This is a genomic window from Vibrio sp. B1-2 (assembly GCF_963888445.1).
Classification (GTDB): domain Bacteria; phylum Pseudomonadota; class Gammaproteobacteria; order Enterobacterales; family Vibrionaceae; genus Vibrio; species Vibrio anguillarum.
In genome coordinates this window covers 111,070-134,320 of sequence record NZ_CAWPJH010000001.1, presented here as the reverse complement: position 1 = coordinate 134,320, position 23,251 = coordinate 111,070, and the positions used below count along the sequence as shown (strand labels likewise).

The window sequence follows — 23,251 nt, the reverse complement described above, 5'->3', positions numbered from 1 at the left end:
GTATTTCACCTCATTCGCAGCTAAGGCAGCGTCTTGGAAATGAGCTCAGGATTAATGCCAAAGCTGGCTTTATGTTCTTCAATCACAAATTCACTGCGCGTTTGAATCACTCCCGGCAATGTCCCCAACTTGCCAGACATAAAACTTTGGTAGGCTTTCATATCTTTCACTCTCACTTTGATCATGGTGTCAAAATCACCGGACAATGAATAACATGCTTCAATTTCTGGGATGTCCGCCACTGCTTGTGAAAAGCGCTCAAAAATAGAGAAACTGGTTTGATCCAATCGAATATGAATGAACACTTGTACATCCAGACCTAACTTTTCTGGACAAAGTTCTGCATGGTAGCCTTTGATATACCCTTCCTTTTCTAAGCGTTTGACACGATCAGAACAAGGAGATGTGGTTAAATTCACCAACTTTGCTAGCTCAACAACGGGAAGCCGTCCTTTACTGTGCAAAATACGTAAGATCTGTTGGTCGATGCGGTCTAGGCTCATGGTTTTGCACGGCGCTCAAAAAAAAGTGATATGGCATACAATAATGGCTTACAGCGTTAAACCAACCTATCATCACAAGGCATTGTGATATAAATCACATAGAATAGAGGAACGTTAGAATAAAAAGACTGAGGAGAAAAAAGGAAAAGAAAGTGAGCAAGCACCCACTTTCTTGGTTGTAATCTATTTATCGCCTCTTTACTTTGAGTACGTTGAGATGATTACAGTTTGAAACGAGAAATTTCTTTATCTAACTCATTCGCTAAACGGTGCATTTCATGAGCTTGTTGCACTGCATTTTGCGCATCACTGGCGAGTTGGTCGCTGACTTCACGTACCGATTCGGTGTTGCCATTAATATCCGCTGTCACCAAAGATTGCTCTTCTGCTGCTGATGCAATTTGTGTCGCCATATCACTGATCATCTGAATGGCTTCGCTGATTGCGTGTAAGCTTTCTCCTGTATGGTTCACATCTTGCACACTTGTTTCGACCAGTTTATGACTTTCCGTCATGACAGAAACAGCATTGCTCGTTACCTTTTGCAAACCGGAAATTTTAGACTGGATCTCCTCGGTAGAGGCATGAGTACGCTGAGAAAGCACTCGGACTTCATCAGCTACAACGGCAAAGCCACGGCCTTGCTCTCCGGCGCGCGCCGCTTCAATCGCCGCATTCAAGGCCAACAAATTTGTCTGCTCTGCAATCGAGCGAATGGTCGACAGAATGGTTGAAATCTCATTAGCGTGCACTTCTAATTCACCAATGATGCCCACAGCACTGCTAAGCTCTTGTGCTAACTGATTGATTGACTGTTTACTTTGTTGCATCTGGCGATAGCCTTGTGCGCCAAGCTCAACCGATTCATTGGCATTTTTAGCGGTATTATCAGCATTGCCCGCGATTTCAGCGGTCGCAGATGCCATTTCAGTTACCGCAGTTGCAACCATAGTAATTTCATCTTGTTGAGTACGAATCCGTTCACTACGTTGACTGGCTGAGCTCGCAGCCTGTGTCGCTCCTTGGTTAAGGGAAACGGAAACATCACGCACGCTTTGCACCATGACATGGATGCGATCGACAAATTTATTGAACTTATCCGCTAAGATACCGACTTCATCGTCACTGCGAACGGCTAAACGACGGGTTAAATCGCCATCACCTTCGGCGATATCTGACAAAGCTTGAGCAATATTACTCAACTCATTCAACTGACGAGCGACGAACCATGAGGTCGCTAATGCCAAGATCACTAAAATCATCAAGCCAATCAAGCTCTGTTTCAATAGCATGTCATTGAGTGGCTGTTCAAGAACAGTTTTGTCCATCACCATAACCAACAGCCAGTCAGTATGTTCAATACTTTGCGCCATCAATACTTTGGCCTGACCATCAATATCAACAAAGAGTGGTAATTGAGAATTTGCCGCCTCTGATATGCTTTGAATGGTCAGTTGTGAGGCCATTTCTTGGGTAGGTTTTAAAATAAGCTCTTGATTGGGATGGGCAACAATTAGCCCCTTGGTATTCACCAAAATAGCATTGCCCTTCCCGGGAACCTCAATAGCTAAGACGTCCTTGATCAATTTACCCAAAGCTAAATTGGAAGCGGCGACGCCAATCAGTTGGCCATTTTGACGGACAGGTTCTGCCAATGTCACCACTAAGGTTTGCATGGTAACGCTGACGTAGGGGGCGGTTGTGATCGGTTTACCCGCGACTTTGGCTTCTTTATACCAACCACGCTCACGAGGATCATAACCATTTTGGTTACGCGATCCGTCATTGCGGATCATATCGCCCTGTTCATTACCGTAATAACTCAGCCCAAATTCACCAGACTCCAAGGTTTGGCGTAGGTGAGGAACAATGTCTAATTGTGGATTACGCTCGATTTCGTTTTTTAATCCTAGCAGCGTTTTTTGTTTGCCATTAAACCAGTCACCAATCCCTTTTGCATGAGCCTGTAATGTATTACGCGCTTCACTCTCAATCGCTCTCCAGCTGTCGGTTTTAAAGGTTTGATAGCCAACCATAACCAATGCAGCGGCTGTCAATGTAATAGCAGCAACCACAGAGAACACCATTTTTCTCTTTAAACTCAATTGCATTGCAATGCTCCTTGAAGCTTGTTCACCAAAGTAATGGGCTTGAGAGTATTACAACTATGGATTATTACTTTGCCTAAGTTCCCAATACTTGACACTCGTGCAATAGAACGGCACGTGAATGTGCACTAAATCAAACTTAGTCAGCCGAATAAAAGCAAAATTATCTTTTGAGCGAGAGGCGCACTACGCCAAAAAACTTAGCGCAGTGCTGGAAGTATTTAGAGAACGCGGACGCGTGAGAAGTCGGTGTGGCTTAATGTTGATGGGTGATTACATACTCGGCAAAAACCTTGCTTTTCCATTTTGTAATGAGGTTCACCTTGTATAATGAGCGCAAAAAACTTTTGAACACCTTGCCACGTTGAACAAGGTTCTGACTGACAGCGCTTCATCACGACTTTATGTGGTGTCTCTTTACGACAACAGGTGCAATAAGCTTTTGACATGGTCCAATAATCCCTACAATTTGCATCATTATTGATAATTGACACATTTTGCGCCTACAGGTTCATTTTTCTCAAACTTTAGTGTGTGTTTCGTGAGCTATCTTCAAAAAACGTCCATCCCAATCTCCTTATTTTCTGCTAAGCACACTACACAATCTAACCTGTACAAAAAAGCCCCTCAGAAAGGGGCTAGTTATTGAACAACGGTATGAATGTCAATCTAGTTCAACCAGCTGCTTTTTAAAGGTCACGTGCTGTGCTCTCACGCTCTCTTCGGGTTCAGCTGTCGCTAAGCTCACCACAACGATCGCAAGTACAGAGAAGATGATCCCAGGAACAATTTCATACACATCAAACCAACCGCCAGACAGTTGTTTCCAAACCACAATTGTCACGCCACCAACAATAATGCCGGCTAGTGCACCATTGCGGTTCATTCGAGACCAATAAAGGCTCAATACCACTGCAGGGCCAAATGCGGCGCCAAAACCCGCCCATGCATACGAAACTAAACCGAGCACGGAACTATCTGGTGTCATGGCCAGCACTAACGCAACGATAGAAATTAGAATCACAGCAAATCGGCCAACACGAACTATCTCCTCCGACGTTGCATCTTGCTTGATGACTTGCTTGTAAAAATCTTCCGCTAACGCAGAGGAAGAAACTAATAATTGCGAGTCAGCGGTACTCATAATTGCCGCAAGAATAGCCGCAAGCAAAATACCTGCAATAACTGGATGGAAAATCGCATTCACTAGCAGCATGAAGATTTTTTCACCATCTGCCAGCTCCAGCGAACTGGTGTTCGTCACATAAACAAGCCCAACTAAGCCAACCAACAAGGCTCCCGCCATGGATAAACCGGTCCAAATGACCGCAATACGACGTGCTGTGGTGAGATCTTTATTTGAGCGAGACGCTTTAAAACGCGCCAAAATATGGGGTTGACCAAAATAACCAAGCCCCCATGCCATCAATGAGATAATGGCAACGCCCGTTAACGGCTCACCTTTCACATCATGCCACAGCGTCAGTAGCTCTGGGTTTATTGCGGATAGATCTTGACTCAGTTGACCCAAACCACCGTTGATTGCCGCGATTGGCACAATCATTAATGCCGCTGCCATCAATAGGCCTTGCACTAAGTCAGTCCAAGAAACGGCTAAAAATCCACCAAACAGTGTGTAGGAGACCACACAAATGGTGCCAATAATAACTGCGGTTGAATAATCTAAACCAAATACCGTTTCAAATAGTTTACCACCAGCCACAAGGCCAGAACTGGTATAAAAGAGGAAGAACAGCAAAATAAAGAAGGCTGAAATGGTTTGAATCAGTTTAGATTTATCATTAAAACGGCGTGATAAAAATTCAGGTAATGTTAATGAATCTGTCGTGATGCTATAAGTGCGCAAGCGCTTAGCATTCACTAACCAGTTAGCCCATGTGCCCAATAATAAGCCACCCGCTAGCCAGAAAGCCTCAATACCAGCGGCGTACGCGTAACCAGGTAAACCGAGCAATAACCAACCGCTCATATCAGATGCACCCGCCGATAAAGCCGCAGGCCAAGGGCCCAGTGATCGCCCTCCTAAGAAATAATCTGCGGAGTTCTTCGTTCGAAGGTATGCAACCACACCAATAGCCAGCATCAAAATAAGATACAGGATAAAGGTGGTTGTAATAGCAAAGCTATTTTCCATTGTGTTTGTCCTCTTTAAAAGATCGCCTTCCATGTCCTCTTCCGAAGAAGAGGATAAAACAGAAAGGATTAATGGGTTTCGCTACCAAGCTCAAGCAAGGTCGCATTACCACCCACTGCTGTTATATTTATTGTGCGAGTACGCTCGGTAATAAAGCGCAACGATAAGTGAGGATCATGAGCCACGGGGATCGCGCTCAAGTCCGTTTCAGAAACTAGGCTGACAATCGCACCATTACGATCAGCTAGCTGACGGTTGAGGCTACGCTCAACCGAAGTGTTCCCAACGTAACCTACACTTCGAACGTCCGACGCCATCAACGGATGATAAGCATCAAAAGACGTAAACTGAATGAGATTAGTAGGGAGTGTTGACTGCTCAAATGCCGCTTGCAGTGTTCGAATCAACATCGCATCGTCACTACATAAGACGACGCTATTGCCTGCCACAAGAGCGGCACAAAGCTGAGCTGCCACCGCCTGTTGCGCTTTATCACTGTGTTCACCTTGGATGATCACAGCCACGCCCCGACCTGCGGTGTATAGCTCATTGGTTTCTCCAGTAGGACCGATCAATTGATGCGAATGCGCCAACAGCGCCGATGCCTGATGAAGATGGTAAGAAATCACTGTTGCCAGTTGTGGTATAGCGCTTTCTAGTAGATTTTTAAAAGAAAGTAAGCACTCACATTTAGAATCAAAATCGGTGATATTCCAATTTTCCCATGCTGAAAAAGCGTCAGAAAAACGTGTTACTTGATGAACCATGCTAATTCTCCTGAGCCTTTATTACTGAGAAAATTCAGTTTGAGTAAAACGGTATAAGTAATGTGGGCCACCTGCCTTTGGTCCGGTACCAGAAAGCCCCTGCCCACCAAATGGTTGCACGCCCACCACCGCACCCACTTGATCACGGTTGATGTAACAGTTACCTACTCGGGCGTGTTTTTCTATCCAACGATACGTCGTTTCATTGCGGCTATGGATCCCCATGGTTAAACCAAAACCAGTTTGATTAATTTGCTGCACGACATCGGCCAGCTCACGCGCTTTAAAACGCACGATATGTAAGATCGGCCCAAATTGTTCTTCGGTTAAGCAGTGAATATCTGAAATTTCAAAAGCCGCTGGCGGTACAAAATCGCCGTGTTGGCACTCCGAACTGAGTTCTAATTGCGCAACTTTGGTCTGTGTCTTGGTCATCTGTTCAATGTGAGAGAGCAACTTTTGTTTGGCTTTTTCATCAATAACAGGGCCGACATCTGTACTGTGGAGGTAAGGAATACCAATCTTGAGCTCATTCATCGCACCATGAATCAAGCTGATGATGCGATCGGCAATATCCTGTTGAACAAATAGCACTCGTAATGCAGAGCAGCGCTGCCCGGCCGAAGCAAAGGCAGAACGAATCACATCTCTCACCACTTGCTCGGGTAAAGCCGTACTATCAACGATCATCGCGTTTTGCCCACCCGTCTCTGCAATCAACGGCACTGGCGCGGCGTCACGTTGAGCAAGAGCTTGATTGATACGTTGCGCGGTCGCCGTTGATCCAGTGAACGCGACACCTGCAATGGCAGGGTGAGAAGTCAGCGCACTACCAATTTCTGCACCACGTCCAGGTAACAATTGGATAACGCCAGCAGGAAAGCCAGCTTCCAACATCAGTTCCACGGCACGCGAAGCAATCAAACTGGTTTGTTCTGCGGGTTTGGCAACGACCGTATTACCCGCCACTAACGCTGCCGTGATTTGCCCAAGAAAAATCGCAAGAGGGAAGTTCCATGGGCTAATGCACACGAAAACACCGCGACCTTCACGGCTCACTTTACGCTTTTCATTATCAAAACTCGTCACTTCAAAGGGTGTTAACGCGGAAACTTGTTTGGCGTAATAGCGACAAAAATCTACCGCTTCGCGGACTTCATCAATGCTATCGTGAATGGTTTTCCCTGCTTCGTGATGACAAATGGCGACCAGTTCAGCCAAGTTCTCTTCGAGTAAATCAGCAAGTTTATCAAGTTTGCCCGCGCGAACACTGTGCTCTTCTTGCTTCCAAGCAGCAAAGGATTGCTCCGCTATTGAGATAGCTTCGGAAACATGATCAAGGTTGGCAAATACCACTTGTCCAACATGCTTCCTACGGTCATAAGGCGCAGTCACAACTTCCGGCGATGCCCCTGCCTTGATCATGCTTTCGAACTGAGCAACACCATTGATGATAGGAGAAGCATGCCACTGTTTACTGAGCCAACATTCTACTTTCGCTTCAAAAGGCGTTGCCTCACTTTCAATATCAATATTGACGCCATAGGAATTAACGCGCTCGGCAAAGATACGCGGTGGCAAAGGGATTTTGGTATTTGGTAAAGAATCAAACGAGAGCAACATATCGACAGGATGTTGCGTTAACGTATCAATAGGACAACGAGCATCGACTAAACGATGCACAAACGAACTGTTCGCACCATTTTCAAGCAATCTACGAACTAAATAAGGCAGTAAGTCTTTATGACTACCTACTGGAGCATAAATTCGCACCGATTGTTGATAGGCTTTCATTGCATGATGATAAAGAGCATCACCCATGCCATGCAGACGCTGGAACTCAAAATCTTTGTGTTGTGACATCACCGCAATCGCGGTCACGGTTTGTGCATTATGACTGGCAAATTGAGGGAAAATATGACCACGAACGCCCTCACTTAAAAGAAAACGAGCGCAAGCCAAATAGGCGACATCAGTAGCTTCTTTACGTGTGTATACCGGATAGTTGCTGTAGCCACTTTGCTGAGACCACTTCACTTCGCTATCCCAATACGCCCCTTTGACTAAACGCAGTGGGATCACATCACCTTGCTGTTTCGCCAACCCATTAAGCCAAACTAAAACGGGTAAAGCGCGCTTAGAGTAAGCTTGTACAACTAAACCAAATTTCCCCCACCCTTTCACGGGTTCACTGCGATATATCTTTTCAAATAGCTTTAATGACAGCTCTAAACGGTCTGCTTCTTCTGCATCAATAGTGATCGCCACATCCAGCTCGATAGCACGGGCTAAAAGCTGTAGCAGTGTGCTATAAAGCTCGCTCAGCACGCGCTCTTGATTAGCCACCTCATAACGCGGATGCAATGCAGAAAGCTTGATTGATACGGACGGTGCCGGGCTGGTTGATAAGCCATATTTCTCGCGGCCAACCGCCTCAATCGCCATCAAATAATCTTTGAAATATTTATTGGCATCGGCCGTGGTTAACGCCGCTTCACCGAGCATATCAAATGAATAGGTATAGCCTTTATCACGCATAGGACGGCCATTTTTTTGTGCTTCTTCAATGGTTCGGCCTAGCACAAATTGGTGGCCCATCACCTTCATCGCTTGGTGCATCGCCTTACGAATCACTGGCTCAGAAAGCTTATTCACTAGACGATTAACCGCCTGCGTTGGACTAGTAGTATCCACATCAGCAAGGCCAATCACTTTACCAGTCAGCATCAACCCCCACGTGGACGCATTGACAAAGACAGAGTCAGAATTTTTCAGATGAGATTTCCAATCCGCAACGCTGAGGCGATCTTTAATAAAAGCATCCGCAGTTTCCGCATCTGGAATGCGCATCAGAGCTTCAGCCAAACACATCAACAAAATACCTTCTTGCGTATCTAAACTGTACTCAAGTAATAAGGCATCGATCATTTGCACCGCTTTTTTGTCGGCTCGGATCGCTTCGATTAACTGGGTTGTTTTATTTAATATCGCCGATTTTTCTGATTCTGTAGCTGTTGCCAGCGGTAATAACTGCTTCAGCCATTGAGATTCGTCCACCATATAAAGTGGAGAGATCAGCGACCACAGCTTATCAAGCGGTTGCTCGATAAACTCTGCATTCAACACATCTGTTGCTGTAAACATGCGTTTTCCTCAATCTCACTCCCGAAAAAGGTCGGGTTTCCTGCAATGGCTGGCAGTGTATTTTGAGCGCGAGAAGAATACTTGTCAAAAACTCCGAGTTTTTTGCTAAAAACTCTGGCTATTAACAAAATAAAAACACAATCACATCAATTGACATCATGTACAAAGCAGAAAATAGCAACATTGTTTCCAAAATTTAACCAAAGATGCACGTGTTGCCGATAGGTCAAGGCAAGCAATATAAAAATGATGTGGGAATTACAAACAAAAAAGAGGCAGGGATATAAAGAATTAGCGACGACACAATTTTCGGTATTGCGATGGAGAAATACCTTGCAAGCGAGTAAATGAATGAGTGAAGGTACTTTGTCCAGAAAAGCCTGTTAATTCCGCAATTTGACCAAAACTCAAACAACCTTGCTCAATCAAATCTTTTGCCATATCAATTCGTTTACCTAACAAATATTGATGAGGCGTGATCCCCATTTGCTCTTTGAACAACATATGAAATTGGCTTTCACCTAAATAAACGCGGCCCGCTAATTGAGCGACTGAAATTTTACGACCAAGGTGCAGATCGATATAACGATCAATCGCTTCAAGATCAAAACGAGATTCTTTGCGATGCGTTTCAAATACAGAAATATGGCGTTGCAGTAATGCCATAACGGTGTCATTGCAGGCACGGCTCAACAGTAAATCATCAGGACTCGATTGCATCTCTTTAACTAGCAATTGGATCAGCTTTTGGATTTGCCCATCCAGCTGAAAGTAAATATCCGCATTCGACAACTCATTCATTTTTTGTAGAAGCAAAGGGTCATCTCCACAGGAGATTGGAAGGTTAAGCACTAAGATATCCGACTGCCCAACGACACCACCAAACGCATGGCCAGTTCCAGAGGTAACGACACAACCTTGCCCCGGCCCCACCAAATTGCCTACACCCTGTACTTCAAACTCAGCTTGGCCTTTTAATCCGATAACGACTTGGGTATAACTATGATCATGACACTCCATGTACGAGGGTAATGTCACTAACTCTGCCGGCCTAGGCGACAAAACTTTGTCATTTTGTTGATAGTTAGATAGCTTAGCCGAAGAAAAGTCACTCATATTGCTGCATCATGGTTGAGGTTAGAAGCTGATGTTATAACAAAACTATCAGGAGCGAAAACAAAGCTGTATTTTTTTAAAAATTAAACATCAAAGTGCATATGAAGCTTAAGCTTAGGGGTGAAATGAGATCGATTTTTCAAAACGGAACAATGATCAAGTGCACATAAATTACGGTCAATGTGTGTTCAATCCCAAAACCCCTAAATAGATCGAAAATAGAGACTTGCATATTTCGCTATTAGGCTCAAAATGAAGATGCACAATTATAAAATTTACAAAATCAGTCACCTAGTAATAGATTTAAGTGAATTTTGCTATTGTTCGGAATAAATTTTGCATTATGAATACAGCTTATCCATTAAAGCTGTCAAAAGTTTGTCTTTCCCACTTTTGTGGTTAAACGTTAATTTGTTGCAGGGACCTATGATCACACGTCGCATCCCAGCGCTATTGCTTGCGCTAAGCCCTTTTTGGGTATCTGCATCGGTGTACGCGGAAGAAGTTATTCAGGTAGATCCTGTCACCGCTATCGATGAAAAAATGACTACTAAACAGACGGAAATCGACGCGATTTCTGCAGAATACGAAGCAGAGGGAGCCAAGCTTCAACAACTTAAAAATGAACATGTTCGTATTAAACGAGAAAGTGAAGAACTTGATGCTAAACGCAATCGAGCCAAGTCTGCTTTGGACAAACAATATAGCCGTCTTTTAGATGATCCAGACACAGATTTAGCCTCGTTTCAAAAGAAGTACCAAGAAACATGGGCATCAGTGAAGCAGAACCAAGCTGAAGGCCTTGAGAATAATCAAGCGATGACCGAAGTTGAAATGCGCTTGTCTCAAATCAAACAGAAGCAAGCTCGTCTCAGTAATGAGTATGCGAACCTCGAAGAGTCGCGCATTGAAGCTAGGGTCAAACGTCTCGAAGCCGAACTGCGTGAAAGTAGTGTTCTTGAAACTGGCTATAAAACCACCTGTTCAACGACAATGACACTCGGTGAGTGTTCAAATCAGGGACAGCACCTTACCAAACAAAAAGCGGTAAAAACGTTTCGGGCCAAGTTGCTTGATGACCTAACCGAATCGGTCATTGCCAAGCAAAACCTGAAAGGCGTGGAACTTAACATCCATGTACAAGATAGCCAAATTATTCGCAGTGGTTTTGAAGGCAACAACGAATACTTCACCCAAATGCAAGCTCAGCTTCAAGCGAAACCAGAAGCGGTGGCTGCGTGTAAACTGCTTAACGTGTCAACTCGATACTGTTTGAAAGGCGGCGTGTCTGAAGGTACGCAAAAAAATGACAAACAGTGGGCAAATGTGACCGTAAGGTCGGATCAATACAACGATGCCGTAACCATCAACGGTATTAACTACGGCAGTACACCTGTTGAGATTGTTTTGCCCAATGGCCGCCACCAAGTTACCGTCTCTAAAGATGGCTACGAAACCTACAACCGGGTATTAACAATTAACGGCAATGATACGGTTTGGATAAAGCTAAGACCGAATAAAGAGGGTTAATTACCTCAAAAAAACTCTGTTTTTCTGTCGTAATTCACAAAGATGCGGTTAAAACGCCATTTTGTCATTAAGTTATTGAAAGATGACTTCAGACAAAATGGTGTTTTCGTTTAGAATAGACACAATGAACTAATAACTTAACTGAAGTAGATAATAATGCGACAAGGTTTACCCGCTCTCTTATTAGCACTTTCGCCTTGCTTAGTGGCAACATCGACGATGGCAGAAGGAACGCCTTCCTCAGTAATTGCCATTGATGATGCGTTGTTTACTAAACAGTCCGAATTACAGGCAGCTCAGAAGGCCACCCATGAACAACAAGTGGTTGTGAACAACCACAACAGTGAGTTAGACAGGCTAACAAAGCAAGCCCAACTCTTTGATAAGGCACTTGCAAAAGCAAAAACTGACTTAGAACGCGATTACATGAAAATGATTGATGATCCTGAACTGGACATCATGCCTTCACAAAATGCCTACCAAGCAGCTTGGGCTAATGTAAAGCAGAATCAAAAAAACCGTTTAGAAGCTGAGCAAAAACGCCAAGAGTCAGAAGCACTGCTGGCACAAAAAAGGGCCGAGCAGAACACGGTCAGCAAAAATATCAATGAGCTAGAACAGCATAAATTACGCGCGCGAGTTGAGCGCTTAAGAGATGAACTCAAACAGAGTAGCACCGAGAAAGTTAGCTTTACTAACGCTTGTAGTGCCGATATGACATTGGCTCAATGCTCGAAACAGACCACTGACTTAGCGCTCCAGAAAGCGGTAAACCAGTATCAAACCAAGTTAATAGAGGCCACAAGTGAGGCCAAGCTCGTCCAACAACATCTGGCCAATGTCTCTTTTAATATTCATGTACTGCGCCATAAAACCGTAGATTCAGGTTTCTACAATGGCAATAAGTACAAAGCCGTACTAGATGTTCAGCTTGATGCAAGACCGGATGAAAACACACCATGTCGGTTGCTGAATGTCGAATCACAATACTGTTTCGCCCCAGGCGAATACTCAGCCAATACAGAAAAACAGAAAGAAATTGCTTGGGTTACCCTATCGATTCGCTCGAACCAATACAGTGATAAAGTCTCTATCGACAATGTAAACTATGGTAGTACTCCCGTCGAAGTGATGCTTCCAGTGGGACCGCACATGATTACGATTGAGAAAGAAGGGTATTACTCATTTAATCAAGAGCTGAAAATCACCTCAGATCATACATTAAGAGCGAACCTACGAGAAAAAGACAACCTACTTAAACCTGGACATAAATTTGCTGATTCCCTCAAAGGGGATATTAAAGCTCCTGAGTTAGTCACTTTGATCTCAGGCGAATATTTGATTGGCGAGCACGCATCGAAACAAGTTTTCCTTGATCATGCTTTCGCAATTGGTTCAACCCCCGTAACTGTGGGTCAATTTGAAACCTTTGTGAATCAAACCACCTACCAAACTGATGCTGAGCTACAAAAACTGTGCACAGCAGTCGCCGAATCTGAAATTACCCCGATTGCAGGTAGCTATTGGCGCGACCCTGGTTTTAAGCAGTTGAGCAACTCACCAGTGGTGTGTATTAGCCAAAATGATGCGAAGGCCTATACTCGCTGGCTAAGTAAGGAAACTGGCTATAAATACCGTTTGCCGACTGAAGAAGAGTGGGAAATTGCCGCTCGCGCTGGTACACAAACAGACTATTGGTGGGGAGATGATTTCGGAACTGGGAAAGCGAATACTGGCTGGAGTGGTACACCTTGGTCAAATAAAAGCACCTCTCCTGTGAAGTCTTTCGCTCCCAATGGCCTAGGCCTTTATGATGTTGTCGGTAACGTGTGGGAATGGACAAATGACTCAAGAGGTCAAGCAAAAGGTGGAGCATGGAGCTTCTCCCCTGCAACGGCGGCGGCTTATGGTAATTTGTTTATTGCTCCTGCTACTTCGGCAAATTATGTTGGCTTCAGGGTCATTAGGGAACTTTAGGTAAGCTGAACTAGCCCAACCATTTATATAACAAAGGGGGGAATTCCCCCCTTTGTTATTGCACTCTCGTCGTCTAAAGTGGTGTTGAATATCAAACACGTTTGATATTTGATATCCATGTGGTATCCCTATGAATTTGCAACACCCTCGCAGCATTCATAGAACCTCTTCTGCACGTCGACAAGAAGCAATTCTTGTATTTATGCCAGCCCTTCTTCAGGCTGGCTTTTTTTATGTTCAAATGCCGCTATGGATTACAACCCGCCATGCCATTGGTATTATATCAATATCATTGTTAGGAGAACCCGCTATGGTCAATTTCCTCAGCGCAGAACAAATTTCATTGTTTCAACAGCTTCCGGGATATTGGGGTTGCAAAGATCTTAATTCGGTTTTTGTTTACGCAAACAATGCTTATGGCAAATTAATTGGTGTTAGTGATGCAAAACAGTGCATTGGATTAACTGACTTTGAAATGCCAAGCCCGACAACCGCTTGCGCCGCAGAATTCCAGCAACAAGATCGATGTGTAATCTCCACAAAAAAACCGTTAAAAGTGCTGGATATCCACCCCTATGCTGACGGTTCTTGGCGCGCTCATATTTTCACCAAAACCCCATGGTTCAAGGTACAATTTTTTTCGGGCAAGAGCTAACTGATACCGCGATTTTGGAAGTAGGCCATTGGATATGTCGGGCAACAGGTTTAACGACCACACAGCATTCCACAGGTGTTCTAGAGCCCATTTCCGGGCCCCTAACCACAAGAGAATCTGAGGTTCTTTTTCTTCTGCTTTATGGAAAAAAGCCCAAACACATTGCTCGGGTAATGAAGATTTCGATAAAAACAGTGGAAGGCTATGAAGCAAAATTGCGACATAAATTTACAGCCCACAGTAAAGAGCAACTTATCGATATGGCTCTAGACCAAGGTTATGGCTCAAACATCCCCAAGACCTTGCTCAAAACGCAATTATCCGTGGTACTCAATAGTGAATGCCCCATATAAATGAGGCATTCATTGCGACTGACTTTTAACAAGTAGGCCTTATGGTGCTAAACGTTCAGCGTCCCACTGTTGATCATGTTGCGTAAACAAGAAGCGATCATGCAAACGATGCTCACCACCTTGCCAAAATTCTATCGATTCAACTTTAACGCGATATCCTCCCCAAAAACTCGGAACTGGGATCTCACCTTGTTCAAATTTCTTTTTTAACTCCAAGTATTTACCTTCCAAAATACCACGAGCTGAGATACGACTGCTCTGGCGGCTCGCTATCGCGGCAATTTGGCTATCTTTAGGACGAGAAGTAAAATATTTCATGTTTTCAAAAGCCGACAATTTTTCAGCCGTTCCTGTGATGTGCACTTGTCTCTCTAATGGGTGCCAAGGAAAGTGCAAGCTGACTTTATTGTTGTGTTCAATATGCTGTGCTTTGCGACTGCCTAAATTGGTGTAGAAAACAAAACTGTCTTTTTCGACATTTTTTAATAGCACTATACGTTGGAAAGGTTGTCCATTTTCATCAACCGTTGCCACTGTCATCGCTGTGGGATCGGTAAGACCGGCATCAATGGCCTGTTGCAGCCAAAGGTTAAACTGCTCAATGGGATTTGAAAGCAAATCTTTGCGTCTTAAACCGCCTTTTATGTATTCGCGGCGGATGTCTGAAAGTTCCATCTCTGCTCCTTATGAAATTTTTGACGATTGTGCGCCTATCATCGTCATAACTCAAGAGTGCTAAGGTTCAACAAAATCAGTAATTCACAGCTAAACTCTGTAGAACGTACGCAATAGGAAGTACAATCAATTCAAATGGTGAATAGTAATCTCATGATGAGTGGCAAATCCTTAACATTTTGCTAGACAAGTAATAAAATCAAGCAACTATACCCAAACAACTTACAGTTGTAGCCTCCCTCTACAGCTTTAAGTAGAAAAGGGAAATACACTACGATTAGGCGCAAAGGATAAGCGATGAGCAACAAGAGTTATAACAAACTCTCTTCGACAGAATTGGAGTACGTAGACGACAAAACAGCGGCTCTGCTACTGAACACGCCCAACAGTGCACGCGTGATGCTCTGGGTTATGGTCTGTTTTTTTTTCTTAGCCATCGTCTGGGCCTCATGGGCACAGGTCGACAAAGTGACAGTTGGACAAGGCAAAGTCGTTCCGTCATCGCAAGTTCAAGTGGTTCAAAACTTGGAAGGAGGCTTAGTCAAACAGATATTGGTTCGCGAAGGTGAACGAGTGCAAAAAGGCCAACAACTGTTATTAATTGATGACACACGTTTCCGCTCAGACTACCGCGAACGTGAACAACAAGTCGCTAACCTTACCGCCAGTGTTCTACAGCTATCCGCTTCCATTACTAGCGTGATGATTAACGAAGAAATTGATGATGACAACTGGCAAAATAGCGTCAAAATTGACTATAACAAACTCGCCTTTCCACCGCTGTTAACAGACAACCAACCCGATTTAGTTAATAGACAAAGGGCCGCCTACCGGCAAGATCTTAATAACTTACGCAACCAACTTTCTCTTTTAGATCAACAAGTCAAACAGAAACTACAAGAGTTGGTTGAAATACAAGCGCGCGTGAAAAATTTACGCCAAAGTTATGATTTTGCGAATAAAGAGCTTGAGATCACTAGACCTTTAGCAGACGAAGGTGTCGTGCCACGAATTGAGCTGCTGAAACTACAGCGCCAAGTAAACGATACTCGCCGTGAAATGACCACCAGCGAGCTTAACATCCCAGTATTAAAATCAGCGATTCGCGAAGCGGTGCTCAACCGTATTGATGCGGCTCAAAAGTTTCGCTCACAGCAGCAAGACAAACTGAACGAAGCCCAAGATAGACTTTCAGCAATCACAGAATCAGCCGTTGGGCTTGAAGATAAGGTAAATCGCACTGTTGTGCTATCGCCTGTGACAGGAACGATTAAGACGCTTTACGTCAACACCGTTGGCGGTGTTATCCAGCCCGGTATGGATATTGTTGAAGTAGTCCCAACAGAGGATACCTTGCTTGTTGAAGCGCAAATTGCCCCACAAGACATCGCCTTCTTAAGACCAGAGTTGCCCGCCATCGTAAAATTCAGCGCCTATGATTTCACCAAATATGGCGGCTTGGAAGGGACACTTGAGCATATCAGTGCCGACACAACTCAAGATGAAGAAGGCAAAAGCTATTATTTAGTCCGAGTAAGGACCAATCAAACCAGCTTAGGGCATGATGCTAACCTGCCTATCATCTCAGGAATGACGGCCTCTGTTGATATTATTACGGGTAAACGAACCGTGATGGATTATCTACTAAAGCCCATACTCAGTGCACAAAAAAATGCGCTAAGAGAATAAGGTTCACTTATGCTTTTTAATATATTCATGATTGACGGTTTTTGATGAAGTTTTGGCTGCCACTGGTTTTATTGCTATTTATGCCCTCATCCCCCCAAGCGCTCAACACCAAAGAGCAGCAGTGGGTCGATGCGGTCGCGCTTACCTATGGCACAAGAGCGGGAAATCGCGTCGAAACATGGCGCAAAGAAATTGCCAAGCACCAAAATGCTCCCGAACGTGACAAATTGACCGAAATAAATCGATTTTTCAATCAGCTGTACTTTGTTAATGATATCGATTTATGGGGGAAAAATGACTACTGGGCGACACCACTTGAGTTTCTAGGAAGCAACGCAGGGGATTGCGAAGATTTCACAATTGCGAAGTACTTCTCCCTGCTTGAACTGGGTATCGATGATAAAAAGTTGCGCCTCGTGTATGTTAAAGCCATTGAATTAAATCAGTTTCATATGGTTCTTGCGTACTATTCAACACCCAATGCCGAGCCCTTAATTTTAGACAATATAAACCCTGAGATTAAGCCAGCATCAACACGCCGTGATCTGTTACCGATCTACAGCTTTAACGGTAAAAATTTATGGCTAATGAAATCCAAAAATGGCCAGCTTGCAGGAGACTCTTCACGATTAAGTCTTTGGAATGACTTACGTGAACGGGAACGCTCGCTAAAATTGAATAAACCAATTGTAAGTTACGATGAGTAAGTAATATGACGCTATATAAACAACTTGTCGCGGGAATGATTGCCGTCTTCATTATGCTGATGACTTCAGTCTTTATTATTGAATTCAATACGACCCGCAACAACTTAGAGCAACAGCAGCGCTCTGAAGTCAACAACACCATCAACACCGTCGGTTTGGCGCTGGCACCTTATTTGGAGAAGAAAGATAAGATTGCGGTTGAGTCGGTTATCAATGCCTTGTTTGATGGCAGCTCTTACTCAGTCGTACGATTGATTTTTCTAGACGATGACGAAGAGATTCTGCGATCTTACCCTGTAAAACCTAATAACGTTCCGCAATGGTTTACCAATTTACACCTGTTTGCACCGATCCATGATCAACGCGTTGTAACCAGTGGTTGGATGCAGCTTGCTGAAGTCGAAATTGTCAGCCACCCTGGCGAGGCCTATGCGCAATTATGGAAGGCGCTGATTCGGCTACTTATCGCGTTTAGCGCTATTTTTGTGATTGGCCTTGCCGCCATCGCTTTCATTCTGAAGCGCGCTTTACGCCCGCTGCAGATGATTGTCGAAAAAATGGAGCAAGTCGCACGCAACCATTTTGGTGAACCGCTACCGCGGCCAACGACCAAAGATCTGATTTATGTAGTTGATGGTATCAATAGCATGTCAGCGCAAGTTGAAAAAGCGTTCAAAGCTCAGGCGCAAGAAGCGCAGCAACTGCGTGAGCGTGCTTATATTGACCCAGTTTCTCAACTTGGCAACCGCGCCTATTACATGAGTCAACTCAGTAGTTGGCTATCAGAAAGTGGCATAGGTGGCGCTGCTATTTTGCAAGCAGAGTTTATCAAAGAGCTTTACGAAGAAAAGGGTTATGAAGCAGGCGATGGTATGGTGCGCCATTTGGCTGAGCATCTAAAAGTGTCGATTACTTCACCTGATGTGACTCTGGCACGCATTTCTACCGAAGAGTTTGGCTTTATTTTGCCCAACATGGAAGAGAGTGAACTTAAAATCATCGCCGATAGTATTATGAATTTTGTGCAAGACACTCTAGCCGACCCGACTGGCATGGCATCAGCCAAAGTCTCTTTAGGTGTTGTTCATAATAAAGAACCAAAATCTTCAACGCAGTTACTTTCCTTGCTCGACAACGCGTTAGCCATTGCAACTGCAAATCCAGAGCTGATTTACGGCTTTGTCAGCAGTGAAACCAAACAAACTGTGATGGGTAAACAGCAATGGAAAGCATTGGTTGAAGAAGCTATCCATAACGATTGGTTCAGTTTCCGTTTGCAGTCAGCCAATAATAGCTGGGGACAAACTTTCCACCGCGAAGTTTTTTCAGCAATTGAGCACGATGGCAAACGCTACAGCGCTAACCAATACTTATTTGCACTCGACCAACTCAATGCCAGCCATATTTTTGATGAATATGTTATTGAAACGATGATTCGCAAGCTCGAAACGGGAGAGATAGCCGAACCATTAGCCATTAATATCGCTCAAAGCAGCCTTTCTCAACCCAGTTTTATTCGTTGGGTCACTCAGACTCTGGCGAAGCATCGCTCTATCTGTGAGAACCTACACTTTGAAATACCGGAAAACGCATTCCTCAACGCCCCTCACCATACGGCGCTATTTTGTAATGCCATAAGAGCAGCCGGCGCAGACTTTGGTGTCGATAACTATGGCCGGAATTTCCAATCATTAGACTACATCAACGAGTACCGTCCAAAATACGTGAAACTCGATTATCTATTTACTCACCATCTCGACGATGAAAAGCAAAAATTCACCTTAACGTCGATTTCTCGCACAGCACACAATTTAGGAATCACCACAATTGCGTCAAGGGTAGAAACGCAAACTCAACTTGATTTCCTTTCCGAGCATTTTATAGAAGTCTTCCAAGGCTTTATTGTGGATAAATAAAAAAGGTCAGATGTAATGCAAGACACGCTACTCAATTCGCTTATCTATGTGAGTCGTTATTATGGATTGGCGAATTCCCCAGAAGCACTGATCAACGGCCTACCTTTATCAGATGGGAAACTGACGCCTTTTCTCTTTCCTCGAGCAGCCGAAAGAGCGGGGTTAATCGCCAAGGAAAATCGCTCAGCATTGGATCAAATCCCAAAATTGGTTTTCCCCGTTATCTTAATTTTAAAAGGCGGTGAAGCCTGTGTGCTCAGCAGCATCAACGAAGCGAATCAAGAAGCTGAGGTCGTCACTGCGGAGTCTGGTCTAATCCCCGTAGCTATTCCCTTAGAGGAACTGACTGAACGCTATATTGGCCGCTACTTCATGGTGAAAAAACAGTTTCGCTATGACGAGCGCTCACCAGAAATATTAAAGACCCGTGATGGCCACTGGTTTTGGGGTACGTTATGGCAGTCAAAGCACATTTATCGCGATGTGTTGATCGCTTCCATTTTAATCAATTTGTTTGCCATTGCGGCACCAATGTTCAGCCGTTTAGTGTATGACAAAGTCGTGCCTAACCTTGCGTTTGAAACCTTGTGGGTATTAGCGAGCGGGATTTTTGTGATCTTCTTATTCGATCTGCTCCTCAAACTACTTCGCAGTTATTTTATTGATGTGGCGGGCAAAAAATCTGACATTCTGATCTCTTCTAAGCTCTTTAGTAAAGTGATGGGGATCAGAATGGAGTCTCGTCCTCCCTCTGTCGGTGCGTTTGCGCGACATTTACAAGAGTTCGAATCCATACGCGAATTCTTTACCTCAGCAACCATCTCATCATTGATTGACCTGCCATTTGCACTGCTCTTTTTAGTGCTGATCTGGCTAATGGCGGGCAGCTTAGTGCTGGTACCTATCGCTGGTGTACTGATCATTGCTATCTATTCTCTGCTCATCCAAGCACCTCTACGACGGGCGATTGAAGAGGGCTCTCGACTGGCATCACAAAAATACGCCAACCTGATTGAAAGTTTAGCTGGACTTGAAACTGTGAAACTCTTTGGCGCTCAAAGTCAGTTTCAATATCGCTGGGAAGAAGCGGTCGCGCACATGGCGAACTGGAACATTAAAAGCCGTCGAATTACTGATGGTATTCAAAATACTGCCGGCTTTGTTCAGCAAGCCGCGAACGTTGGCATGATCATATTAGGCGTCTATCTGATATCCAACGGCGATTTAACCATGGGTGGGCTCATCGCCGCAACCATGCTCAGCGGCCGTGCGATTGGCCCAATGGTGCAACTATCATTACTTTCAACACGCTACAACCAAGCCAAATCGTCCTTAAAAATCATTGAGCAAGTGATGCAAATGCCCGATGAGCAAGAAGAAGGTAAACGCTATATTCATCGTCCGATTGTGCAAGGTAAAATTGAGCTAGACAAAATCACTTTTCACTACCCTAATGCGCCTGTTGCATCAATACGTGACTTAAGTATAACGATTCATCCGGGTGAAAAAGTAGCGATCATAGGCCGCATCGGCTCAGGGAAGACCACCTTAGAGCGCCTTATTATGGGGTTATATCAACCGACCGAGGGGAATGTTCGTATTGATGACACCGATATCGCGCAACTGCATCACATTGATGTGAGACGTAATATTGGTTGCGTACCTCAAGACAGCAACCTATTTTACGGTTCAATTCGCGATAACATTACGCTCGGGCGTCCATTAGTTGATGATAGAGATGTGATGGATGCCGCTAACCGAGCGGGAGTTACCGCGTTCACACAGCAAGACCCCGCGGGGTTAGAACGACAAGTGGGTGAAGGCGGCTTGTTGTTGTCTGGTGGTCAGAGGCAAGCGGTAGCCATTGCTCGTGCACTGCTCGGACGCCCACCCGTTTTGCTACTTGATGAACCCACCAGCGCCATGGACAATCGTTCTGAAATGCACATCAAACATCAACTGTCTCAATTGACACCAAGTGAGACATTAATATTAATTACTCATAAAACGTCAATGCTCGATGTGGTTGATCGCGTCATTGTGATGGAGAAAGGCTGTGTCATTGCCGATGGTCCTAAATCGATGGTGTTAAACGATCTCAAACAGGGCAAAGTGAGATCAGTGCAATAGCCACCTTACTAGAAATAGCATAATCAGCAAAAAACGAGGCAAAATGCCTCGTTTTTTGCTTAGCACTCTGAGATAAGAATGTTAGATCCCTCCGACATCTTCATCTTCAAGCATCGAGGCACATTTAATCTCATACTGGTTAAATGAGAAAATACTAGCGCCATGAGCCCGCTTGGTGATGATCCGCTCATCATCAAATTGCACCGAAACATGGGTATAAACTTTATTTTTGACTTCGATCGTATTCATTTCGAGCAATTGATCAAACTCCTCTCCCAGCATATCCAACGCCAATTTTGCTTTTTCTAAACGATCATTAGTCTGTTTCTTAAATTCATCAATTTTTAGCAGTTCCTCTTCCGAGCGTTCCGCTTTAGGCTTTTTCTTAAATTCAATCTCACGGCGGATCACTTCCATCGTCGCTTCTTGCGCTTGTTTATAATGCTCTTTGTGTTTCGCGACCCGTTCTTTATACACAGCATAACGAGCAAAAGCCTGCACAGCCGTGGCGGTATCGCCTTCAACGCCTAGATTGAAGCAAACGATCTTACCACCAACTTTCGCGTGGCCACCGCTGAGCGTGCCTTGCTTCTCTTTACTATCTAATACTTTTAGATCATTGCCACAGCGCAATTCATTACTCATGCTGTGAACCGCTAAATTAATATCATCTGCCGCTTGCAGTTCGCTAAATTGAGCATAGTTAGCCGTGATAGAGCCTCCTGATTTGATAATGCATGTTCTTGCTTCATCATCAAACACCGTATGGCCAATAATGCCTTTACCAACATCAATATTACCTTGGGCTTGAACATCAGCAGACTCAACAAACCCACCGATGGTGATTGAGCCCGTCGCTCTCACGATCATCCCAGGCTCGACATCGCCCGTGATGACAACACATCCTTTAAATTTCACGTGGCCAGTCGCTACACTGACGTTGTTTAAACATAAAGCGTTATCGACATCAACCGTTTTACTTTTCAGGATAGGCATGCCCGCTTGACTGGCCAGTAGCACATTCGGGTCATTGGGTGAGATGTAAGACCCCTTTCCTGCAACTAAGGCCGAGTCTTTACCTGGTTTAGGATCCAGTACTTTTCCCTGCACGGTATAGCCTGGCGTTCCTTTTGTTGCAGGAATTCGACGCATCACTTCATCATCTTGACCAACAGTGATGGTTTCACCTAAGTTGCGCATATCAATTTTGTTCTGTCCTTGCTTTTTGGTCGGTGCTAACACGCGCTTACTGACATCCTCAACCAAAGGAATAAATTGTGCGTCTTTACCTTGAATGGGTTCACGCCCCTGCGCAACAGGCTGAGTATATACCTCCCCTGGCTTCAAGGTATTACTTACCATTAACACTTTCTTTAAAGCCAGTTTGTTGATGCCTTTTGTCACATGGGAGTGAGCCAATGCATACACCAACTCACTACCGCGCAATGCTCTGCCCCCATATGCACCCGTCACGACCATGCTGGCTAACATATCTCGATCACTAAATTCAATCTCCACCGAAGCGTTCTTTTTCTCTGCAATGGTGATTCCAGAGAATGCTTCACCCTTACCCTCTTTTGCACAGTTGATAAAGCGGGTAACTTCAGTTTCATTTAAGAAAAATGTCGATGCAGATAACTCAAACAATGCTTCTTTCAAGCCTGCTTGGTCAAAATTTTTGTCGATGGACTCCGTCCCAGGCAACTGGGCAATGACTTGTTTTTTGTCCTCTGAAAGCGAAATTAAGCGTTTCCACATACTACTTAACCCATATGGTTAGATTCCGTTCGTATGGCAGTGTATACAATTTACAGTATGGACTAAAT

General features: G+C 44.4%; 15 protein-coding genes and 1 pseudogene. 7 read left to right on the top strand and 9 right to left on the bottom strand.

Features of this window, described 5'->3' with window-relative positions; genetic code table 11:
• Positions 1-20: 20 nt before the first annotated feature.
• From AACQ75_RS00570 to AACQ75_RS00540, 7 genes are all read right to left on the bottom strand, one after another.
• Positions 21-503, bottom strand: coding sequence for an Lrp/AsnC family transcriptional regulator (locus AACQ75_RS00570; protein WP_010317305.1), 483 nt, complete (start codon positions 501-503; stop codon positions 21-23).
• Positions 504-724: 221 nt separating this feature from the next.
• Entirely contained in the window at positions 725-2,614 is a 1,890-nt protein-coding gene (locus tag AACQ75_RS00565) for a methyl-accepting chemotaxis protein (protein ID WP_170889221.1), read from the bottom strand.
• Positions 2,615-2,832: 218 nt separating this feature from the next.
• On the bottom strand, positions 2,833-3,060 hold the full coding sequence (locus AACQ75_RS00560; RefSeq protein WP_013868195.1) for a hypothetical protein: 228 nt from the start codon (positions 3,058-3,060) through the stop codon (positions 2,833-2,835).
• A 215-nt stretch (positions 3,061-3,275) separates the two neighbouring features.
• A complete protein-coding gene (putP, locus tag AACQ75_RS00555; RefSeq protein WP_019283022.1) occupies positions 3,276-4,766 on the bottom strand; it encodes a sodium/proline symporter PutP in 1,491 nt (496 codons plus the stop codon).
• A 68-nt stretch (positions 4,767-4,834) separates the two neighbouring features.
• The gene (locus tag AACQ75_RS00550) at positions 4,835-5,533 is read right to left on the bottom strand and encodes a 1-pyrroline-5-carboxylate dehydrogenase (protein WP_170889220.1); all 699 of its coding nucleotides are present in this window, start codon (positions 5,531-5,533) and stop codon (positions 4,835-4,837) included.
• Positions 5,534-5,554: 21 nt separating this feature from the next.
• A complete protein-coding gene (gene putA / locus AACQ75_RS00545; protein WP_017049356.1) occupies positions 5,555-8,677 on the bottom strand; it encodes a bifunctional proline dehydrogenase/L-glutamate gamma-semialdehyde dehydrogenase PutA in 3,123 nt (1,040 codons plus the stop codon).
• A 291-nt stretch (positions 8,678-8,968) separates the two neighbouring features.
• Positions 8,969-9,793 carry an AraC family transcriptional regulator gene (locus AACQ75_RS00540; protein ID WP_017042345.1) on the bottom strand — a complete coding sequence of 275 codons (825 nt, stop codon included), beginning with the start codon at positions 9,791-9,793 and terminating at the stop codon, positions 8,969-8,971.
• 426 nt (positions 9,794-10,219) lie between these two features.
• On the opposite strand from AACQ75_RS00540, the gene AACQ75_RS00535 reads away from it, so the two are divergent.
• The 3 genes and pseudogenes from AACQ75_RS00535 (at position 10,220) to AACQ75_RS00525 (ending at position 14,308) form a co-directional block, all read left to right on the top strand.
• Positions 10,220-11,323: a PEGA domain-containing protein gene (locus AACQ75_RS00535; protein ID WP_026028446.1), complete on the top strand. Its 1,104-nt coding sequence runs from the start codon at positions 10,220-10,222 to the stop codon at positions 11,321-11,323.
• Between the two features lie 156 nt (positions 11,324-11,479).
• Positions 11,480-13,300 carry an SUMF1/EgtB/PvdO family nonheme iron enzyme gene (locus AACQ75_RS00530; protein WP_013868201.1) on the top strand — a complete coding sequence of 607 codons (1,821 nt, stop codon included), beginning with the start codon at positions 11,480-11,482 and terminating at the stop codon, positions 13,298-13,300.
• 310 nt (positions 13,301-13,610) lie between these two features.
• A pseudogene (locus AACQ75_RS00525) lies at positions 13,611-14,308 on the top strand (helix-turn-helix transcriptional regulator).
• Positions 14,309-14,347: 39 nt separating this feature from the next.
• On the opposite strand, the gene pdxH reads toward AACQ75_RS00525, so the two are convergent.
• Entirely contained in the window at positions 14,348-14,983 is a 636-nt protein-coding gene (gene pdxH / locus AACQ75_RS00520) for a pyridoxamine 5'-phosphate oxidase (RefSeq protein WP_013868203.1), read from the bottom strand.
• A gap of 297 nt (positions 14,984-15,280) precedes the next feature.
• Here pdxH and AACQ75_RS00515 point away from each other — a divergent pair, with 297 nt between their 5' ends.
• Genes AACQ75_RS00515 through AACQ75_RS00500 form a run of 4 tightly spaced genes read left to right on the top strand, consistent with a single transcriptional unit; the run spans position 15,281 to position 21,425 of the window.
• On the top strand, positions 15,281-16,672 hold the full coding sequence (locus tag AACQ75_RS00515; protein WP_170889219.1) for an HlyD family type I secretion periplasmic adaptor subunit: 1,392 nt from the start codon (positions 15,281-15,283) through the stop codon (positions 16,670-16,672).
• Between the two features lie 44 nt (positions 16,673-16,716).
• On the top strand, positions 16,717-17,379 hold the full coding sequence (locus AACQ75_RS00510; protein WP_170889218.1) for a transglutaminase-like cysteine peptidase: 663 nt from the start codon (positions 16,717-16,719) through the stop codon (positions 17,377-17,379).
• Positions 17,380-17,384: 5 nt separating this feature from the next.
• Positions 17,385-19,295: a bifunctional diguanylate cyclase/phosphodiesterase gene (locus AACQ75_RS00505; protein ID WP_170889217.1), complete on the top strand. Its 1,911-nt coding sequence runs from the start codon at positions 17,385-17,387 to the stop codon at positions 19,293-19,295.
• A gap of 15 nt (positions 19,296-19,310) precedes the next feature.
• Positions 19,311-21,425 (top strand): type I secretion system permease/ATPase, encoded by a 2,115-nt coding sequence (locus AACQ75_RS00500; protein WP_013868207.1) that lies wholly within the window; start codon positions 19,311-19,313, stop codon positions 21,423-21,425.
• A gap of 81 nt (positions 21,426-21,506) precedes the next feature.
• Here the strand turns inward: AACQ75_RS00500 and AACQ75_RS00495 are convergent, their stop codons facing one another.
• Positions 21,507-23,183, bottom strand: coding sequence for a DUF342 domain-containing protein (locus AACQ75_RS00495; RefSeq protein WP_170889216.1), 1,677 nt, complete (start codon positions 23,181-23,183; stop codon positions 21,507-21,509).
• Between the last annotated feature and the right edge of the window lie 68 nt (positions 23,184-23,251).

Bases quoted from the DNA above. Each gene is read 5' to 3' on its own strand.
- AACQ75_RS00570 (WP_010317305.1), bottom strand. From the start codon at position 503: ATGAGCCTAGACCGCATCGACCAACAGATCTTACGTATTTTGCACAGT.
- AACQ75_RS00565 (WP_170889221.1), bottom strand. From the start codon at position 2,614: ATGCAATTGAGTTTAAAGAGAAAAATGGTGTTCTCTGTGGTTGCTGCT.
- AACQ75_RS00560 (WP_013868195.1), bottom strand. From the start codon at position 3,060: ATGTCAAAAGCTTATTGCACCTGTTGTCGTAAAGAGACACCACATAAA.
- putP (WP_019283022.1), bottom strand. From the start codon at position 4,766: ATGGAAAATAGCTTTGCTATTACAACCACCTTTATCCTGTATCTTATT.
- AACQ75_RS00550 (WP_170889220.1), bottom strand. From the start codon at position 5,533: ATGGTTCATCAAGTAACACGTTTTTCTGACGCTTTTTCAGCATGGGAA.
- putA (WP_017049356.1), bottom strand. From the start codon at position 8,677: ATGTTTACAGCAACAGATGTGTTGAATGCAGAGTTTATCGAGCAACCG.
- AACQ75_RS00540 (WP_017042345.1), bottom strand. From the start codon at position 9,793: ATGAGTGACTTTTCTTCGGCTAAGCTATCTAACTATCAACAAAATGAC.
- AACQ75_RS00535 (WP_026028446.1), top strand. From the start codon at position 10,220: ATGATCACACGTCGCATCCCAGCGCTATTGCTTGCGCTAAGCCCTTTT.
- AACQ75_RS00530 (WP_013868201.1), top strand. From the start codon at position 11,480: ATGCGACAAGGTTTACCCGCTCTCTTATTAGCACTTTCGCCTTGCTTA.
- pdxH (WP_013868203.1), bottom strand. From the start codon at position 14,983: ATGGAACTTTCAGACATCCGCCGCGAATACATAAAAGGCGGTTTAAGA.
- AACQ75_RS00515 (WP_170889219.1), top strand. From the start codon at position 15,281: ATGAGCAACAAGAGTTATAACAAACTCTCTTCGACAGAATTGGAGTAC.
- AACQ75_RS00510 (WP_170889218.1), top strand. From the start codon at position 16,717: ATGAAGTTTTGGCTGCCACTGGTTTTATTGCTATTTATGCCCTCATCC.
- AACQ75_RS00505 (WP_170889217.1), top strand. From the start codon at position 17,385: ATGACGCTATATAAACAACTTGTCGCGGGAATGATTGCCGTCTTCATT.
- AACQ75_RS00500 (WP_013868207.1), top strand. From the start codon at position 19,311: ATGCAAGACACGCTACTCAATTCGCTTATCTATGTGAGTCGTTATTAT.
- AACQ75_RS00495 (WP_170889216.1), bottom strand. From the start codon at position 23,183: ATGTGGAAACGCTTAATTTCGCTTTCAGAGGACAAAAAACAAGTCATT.